General features: G+C 45.8%; 4 protein-coding genes. All 4 read right to left on the reverse strand.

Features of this window, described 5'->3' with window-relative positions:
* The coding region (locus QZF50_RS21850) for an AAA family ATPase (protein WP_290388991.1) at positions 1-1004 on the reverse strand (1004 nt) is incomplete at its 3' end.
* An 8-nt stretch (positions 1005-1012) separates the two neighbouring features.
* A complete protein-coding gene (locus QZF50_RS21855; protein WP_061892631.1) occupies positions 1013-2176 on the reverse strand; it encodes a restriction endonuclease subunit S in 1164 nt (387 codons plus the stop codon).
* Positions 2173-3807, reverse strand: coding sequence for a class I SAM-dependent DNA methyltransferase (locus QZF50_RS21860; RefSeq protein WP_061892630.1), 1635 nt, complete (start codon positions 3805-3807; stop codon positions 2173-2175). The genes QZF50_RS21855 and QZF50_RS21860 overlap by 4 nt, the downstream gene beginning before the upstream one ends.
* Before the next feature lie 63 nt (positions 3808-3870).
* The coding region (locus QZF50_RS21865; RefSeq protein ID WP_290388992.1) for a DEAD/DEAH box helicase family protein at positions 3871-6989 on the reverse strand (3119 nt) is incomplete at its 5' end.

Here is a 6989-nt window from a genome sequence, read left to right on the forward strand (position 1 = left end):
GCTGATGTACCATCAAACCATCCATTTTGTTCTGGATAAGGATTTGGCGTAAATGAAGAATCAGGTATAATTCTTAACGGTCCAATAGATACGCTAGCCTTTAAATAATTATTTAATTTATCTAATGGAGAAGTAAAAACTTGCGTTAGCACTCTGGTGATTATATCTCGATTAAAATACTCAACTGGCTCGGATATATCAAAAACTTTCAAATTTGTATCGACAGTTCTTCCCAGTTGAGGTAATGCACCAATTTTCGTCTTTAAAAAAACAGGAAACATTGGTTTTTCTTTATCTTCTTCAAATATATAATCAACAGTTTTTACTCGCTCTGTTGCACCACTTTTATTACGTTCTAAGCCAGGTATTAAGTCATTTAAAGATATTTCAAATTCACTGGCAATTGTATCTAATCCTTCCTTATCAATAGATTCAAGCCATAAATTATAATCAATAGGAAGAAGCAACGGATGAGTAAAGTTCAATCTATTTACTAAAGATGATTTAGTATGCTCATCATTACTTAGCTCTCCAATAAATTCATTATTTATAGAAACAGCATAGTTCTTTATATATGCTGCTCTGTGCAATTGTGACCATGCGATTTTAAACTCTAAATAAACCTTTTCAGTTTCATCTGCAATGTCTTTCATTTTTATAAAATGAATATCGAAAATATCACCAAGTTCTTCTAAATATGTTTTATATTCTACACCTATTGTTTGTTCAGGATCGAAACCGATACCAATAGTAATTACATTATTCAGATCCCCATTATGGACTAGAGATCTAAATCCATCTATGCGCCTGTTCCCCATAGCTTCTAAATATATAGGATCACACTGCTCACGGTCTAATATTTGTTGAAGATAAAATAATGCAATTAAAATAGTAGTCTTGCCCGCGCTGTTTGGCCCCAATAGTAATGTTACAGGTGCAAAATCAATTTCCTGCCGCTCTCTAACAGATCTGAAATTTTCAAGTACAAGTTTAGTCAATTTCATAATGAACCTTACATGAAATATTCATTCGATAGGTTTGATGCTAAAAGTTGAAGTTGCATCGCGCTTTTATCATAAATGCTTAGTCCTTTTTTTATTTTTTTATAAATAATCTCATACTCATCTTGTAGATGCTTAGGTGGGATTAATATCTCTATATTCTGCAATTCCTGTGCATTAATATTAGCCATGCCAACAATACTTTTACACATATTCATCAATGTGATTTTGCCATGGATGGAATTAAGATAGCCTGAAATATAGTAGTTATTTCCGATAGGATTAGGTCTAACACGGATTAAATATCCAGCAAATGCCATCGGCCGGTTTTCTTCATACACAGCTGTTTTACCAACAAGTTCCTTACTGTTAGTACGATTGAAAAGGAGATCGCCTTCTTTAACCAAAAATTTATCCTTTTCTTTTACGCTGAGATCAAGATATTTTAAATCTGTAAAATCCCACCCACCTTGATACGTTATATTACCCATCCGCAATATAGGATATTCACCAGAATCAATAGAAGCTTTTGCTGAAGTTCCATAATTTACTGAATCAACCAAGTCGCGAATCTTTCCTGTCGGGAAACGATGTATGTTGTTTGCAGGAGTTCCAAACATCTCTAAAAACTTAGCACGCAAAAAATCATCCGCTAGTTTGATGGCCTGCTCGCGTTTTTGGCGTATATCATCGGCTTTATCGAGGATAGCAGCAATACGTTTTTGTTCCTCAATCGATGGTAGGGGAATACGAACCTCAGCAAGTTTCTTTTTGTTAAGAGTAGCCCCCATCACAGCATTATCTGTCATATCTGAAAACGCTAATGATTTCATGACATGGCTTAGATAAATAGTATCTAATGTATTTTTGTTTTTTATCGGAAGGGCCGCAATTGCTTCATTTGTATAAATTTCCGTCTCAGACAAACAAACTTTTCCAATAGATAATTTAAAACTAAATAATACTGTATTTGCTGGAACTTTTTTTATTCCAGACTCTTGGATAGCGAGATCGGTAATCTGTTCTTTTGTATTCGAGATCCATTTACCTTGATTCATATCAGCTATAGATAACCATCTATGACCCTCCCCCCAATATCTGCTATTACTCCTGCTGGGAGTTTTTCCGATATTTATTTCACAAACATCCCCCAACTTCACCTTCGGCCAATTCACAGCATCCCCTCCAGTTCATCCAGATCTGCCAGAATCTCTTTTTCCAGATCTTTTAATCGTTTCAGTATCACCTTCGGATCTTCATATTCCTCCGCCTGATACACAACTTCTTTATAACGATTAATAGAGAGATCGTATTTCTGCGCAGCAATATCCGCTTTCGGTACAACAAACGCCGCCTGCGTGCGATCTTTAAAATCAACGCCAGCATCAATCCCTTCCGGGTACTGCTGTTTAAGCAACGAGCCTAACTTCTCACCCATAAAGTTATCAACCGGTAGCCCGCGTAAAGTACGGTAATGCTTCCAGCTTGCCAGCAGATGCGGCAGATCGTTGTCTTTTATCGGATTGCGCTTGTCATCTAGGCTGTAGCCGTCATTTTGCAGATCGTAGAACCAGACCTCGTCCGTCTGACCGCCTTTGGTAAAGATCAGGATCGCCGTCGCCACGCCAGCGTAAGGCTTAAATACACCAGAAGGCAGGTTGATCACCGCTTCCAGTTGGTTATCTTCCACTAGCGTTTTGCGAAGTGACTGGTGCGCCTTACTGGAGCCAAACAGCACGCCCTGCGGCACGATAGTGGCACTGCGCCCGCCCACTTTCAGCATTTGCAGAATCCGCGCCAGGAACAGCAGTTCAGTTTTTTTGGTTTTCACCATTGCCGACAGCGTGGAGTCGATATCTTCCTCGTCCAGTGAACCGGTAAACGGCGGGTTCGCCAGAATCAGGTTGAAGGCGTTTTTACTGGCCTGCGGGAAGTTAGTGCTGAAACTCTGGCTCATTGTGTCCTGATAGTGGATATCAGGCGCTTCCACACCGTGCATAATCAGGTTCATGGCGGCGATACGTAGCATGGTGGTGTCAAAGTCGTAACCGTGGAACATGTTGTTATCCACATGGTTACGCCACGGTGTCAGCAGATCGCCGGTAAAGATTTTTTGCTCTTCCAGCTCACCACGTTCGTTGGTACCAATCTCAGTATGAATAGATTCCAGCGAGCTGTACTTCTCCAGCAGATATTCATAGCTGGTTGCCAGAAAACCACCGGTGCCACAGGCTGGATCGCAAATCGTCTCGCCGCGGGCCGGGTTCGGCTCCATCATTTCAACCATCGTGCGGATAATGTGGCGCGGCGTGCGGAACTGACCGTTGATTCCGGCAGTGGTCAGCTTGCTTAACAGGTATTCGTAAAGGTCGCCTTTGGTGTCGCCACGATCCAGCGGCAGGTTTTTGATCACCTCAACCGCTTTGGTCAGCAATGACGGCTTAACAATCTCCAGGCGGGCATCTTTCATAAAGTTGCCCAGCAGCGTTACCTTCGACGCATCGGCCTGGCCGAGCTGACGAAAATGCTGGAATACACCATCGCGCACCACTTCCATCATCTCATCCGAGCCAAGATTGCTATAGTGACTGAAACGGAACTCCTGCTGTTCTGGCGCAAAACGCGGTTTAAAATCAATACCCGCGATTTGTTTACGCTTCTCATCCCGTTGTTCCTGGGTATCCAGCATCCGGGAATACATCAGATAGGTGATCTGTTCGATTACGGTCAGCGGGTTGGTGATACCACCCACCCAGAAATCTTCCCACAGGCCGTCGATTTTACTTTTTAAGTCACCAGTGATCATTGTTAGCTTTTATATCCTGTTTTAAATACAAAAGCCCCGCTGCCGGGGCTTGTCATGTGCGTATTATACCGTCGCTGCGTCGGTCACAACACCCAGCTCTTCGACTATCTTTTGCAAGCGGGCTATTTGCTCTATATCAGGGAACACACCGGTAACGCCTTCATTGTGGATATGCGTAAAAGGCTGTTCAAAGAGCTGCCGCATTTCAATGGTGCCGTAATCGCGAATGTGGTTTTTCAGCAATGACAGGAAGCGCAGTTGTTGGCTGGTCAGACTGTTATCAGCGGCGAACTGAGCAAAGCGGACTTCCACCGCGTCGCTGTCCATCCCGATGATGGTACGCAAAAGTTTATCCAGGCTGGCAGTTGCCTGCGGATAGAACTCTTTCAGCGCACGAATATCAACGTTGGGGTTCTGGATCAGCACCAGCTTCGCCAGTTCATCAAGCTCGTTTTGTGTGACTGGCTCGCCGTTGCGGATTTTCTTCAGCACCGGATTTTGCTGGAACAGCGGCTCCAGCGCCCCCTGAACTTGCTGGCGATAGAGTTTGAAATCAATCGAGCGGATGTTGGTTTTGCGGGTTTCCGTCTGGATCAGGTTCGCATCTTCGGTAATATCCACCTGTATCGAACCAAATTTCGGCGTCGCGTCTTTTTCCATCAGGTGCATGATACCGCGCAAATGAATGCGGATATCCTCCAGCTCTTCCAGACTGGCTTGCTTCCACCAGCCCAAATCACGAAGCTGATTAATTCGCTGTCCCTGCTGTTGCACCTGCGCCAGATGCGGCGGCAGGCGCTCCACTTTTTCGACGATGACCGGCCAGAGCACATCCAGCTCTTCCGGGTTGGTATAACGGGCAGTTTGCGCCGCCAGAATATCCATATCAAAGCGCATGGCATCGCTTTGCCCGCGCACGTCCAGCCACTGCATCAGCGGGGCCAGAACAGATAGCAGATCCTGCTGTGTTTTCGGAGAAAGCTGGCGCAGCACCTTTTCATCACTGTACTGCGCTTTTTGCTGCCACTTTTCCTGTACGGCAATCGACTTTTCATCCAGTGCGTTGATTTGCTCGCGAAGCTGATGAGCAACTAAATCCACCGCCTGTTTGTCGAATTTACGCTGCGCAGCGGCCCCCAGCATAACCCACGCTTCGAAGCGTTTTTGTGCAAGCGATTTTGTCGCTGTGACTTCGGCCTCTTCGGTATGCAGTTCGTGATACTCAAAATTGCCCCAGTGATCGAAAATGCGGAATTTCTGTTTATCCAGCGGTTTGCCGTTATCGTCGTAACCGTACAACCCAGGACAGAGGCGCGTACCACGGCCAATCATCTGCCAGAACTTCACTTTTGATTTGACCGGTTTGGCAAAGACCAGATTCACAATTTCCGGGACATCAATACCGGTATCGAGCATGTCAACGGAGATAGCGATGGTCAGCTCTTTGTTGGTGCTTTCATCCAGCCCTTTAAAATCATCAATCAATTGCTCGGCGCGGGGATCGTAGTTGTCGATGACCTGGCAGAAGCGCCCGGCAAACTGCGGGTACATATCGTCGAATAATTCATTCAACAGCAGCGCGTGTTTGTGGTTACGGGCGAAAATGATGGTTTTACCTGGCAACTGGCCGTCCCGATCTTTCAGGCCATTTTCCATCAGGTTACGCAGGATATAGCGGTTGGTGTCTTTGTTGTAGATCGCCTCATCCAGCGCCTTGCCATCAAACTCCAGCGTATTGGGATCCATGCCTTGTTCTTCCAGCTCGCGGATTTGTGCGTCGCTTAATTTCTCCCGTTTGATGCCTTCGCGCAGGAATTCTGTGGTGTACGTGACAACCTCATAGGGAACCAGATTGTTATCGGCGATGGCATCTTCCAGGCTGTAGTTGGCGGTAGGAATACGTCCTTCACAACCAAACAGGCCGAAAGTGGTTTTACTCACCATGTCAATCGGCGTCGCCGTCAGGCCAATCTGGAGGGCATCAAAATACTTAAACAGATCGCCGTAGACGTTGTAGATAGAGCGGTGGGATTCATCGGCGATGATCAAATCGAAATAACCGACATCGAAATGGTCCATGATTTTCATCATGCCAGGATAGGTAGCGATGTAGATCCTGGCGTTCTGCCTGTCTGCTTTTTTCGATTTACCGACAACATACAACGGCTCATTGGTGAATTGATTAAAGGCATTCGCCGCCTGTTTACGTAATTCTTTGCGGTCACAAAGAAACAAGACGCGTTTTACCCAGCGGGCATCTATCATCAGTTTGCTCAGTGCAATTGCCACGCGAGTTTTGCCTGTACCCGTAGCCTGAACAATTAACGATTGCCGGTACTTGTTGGTAAACCGCTCGCTGACACGGGCAATGGTTTCAAGCTGGTACAAACGTCCGGCAACGGCCTTACCTTCGTTATCTTTTACGTGCGCCACACTGTTCAGCGGCAGACGGGTTTCACGCTGTTGAATAAGATATTGCAGGCTTTCCTTGCTGTAGAAGCCAAACACCCGACGCGGGGGATAACCATGAGTTTTATGGTCATCCCACAGCCAGATATCATAGCCGTTGGTGTAGAAGATGATCGGACGCTGGCCGTATTCTTTTTCCAGCCAGTCTGCATACAGCCGGGCCTGAATTCGTCCTTGCTCGGCATTGACGCTGGTTTTTTTTGCTTCCACCACCGCCAGCGGTTTGTGTGCCTCATCCCACAAGACATAGTCCGCATAACCGTCTCCGGTCGCGGTAGGTTGTTCTTTAACGGGATGTTCCTGCGTAACCTGATCGGTATTTTTAAGGTCTTCGCCTACATTCCAGTCAGCAGCAAGCAGGCGAGAGTCAATCAGGCGACGGCGGGTTTCCGCTTCATCAATAGAGAGAATATCGGCAACATGCTGGTTACGCGCTCTGGCTTCATTCAGGCGTTGAGTGAGGTGTTCGGCCTTTTCCTGTTCTTGCTGTAGTGCGCGTTGCAGCGCCAGTTCGCGCTCACGGCTTTCATCCTGAGCCCTGATTGCATCTTCCAGACGTTTTTCATCTGCACGACCTGAAGATTGTGTTAATGGAGGGAGTGTAAATTTGGGGCAGTCATCAACATTACCGTGGGCGTTGCGTATTACCGTGAAGGAGATCGGTGAGTAACATCGATGGAGATCGGTTCGTGTCACTTTCACAGAACCGTTTT

Source organism: uncultured Escherichia sp. (assembly GCF_948475835.1).
In the GTDB taxonomy this organism is placed as follows: Bacteria; Pseudomonadota; Gammaproteobacteria; order Enterobacterales; family Enterobacteriaceae; genus ECMA0423.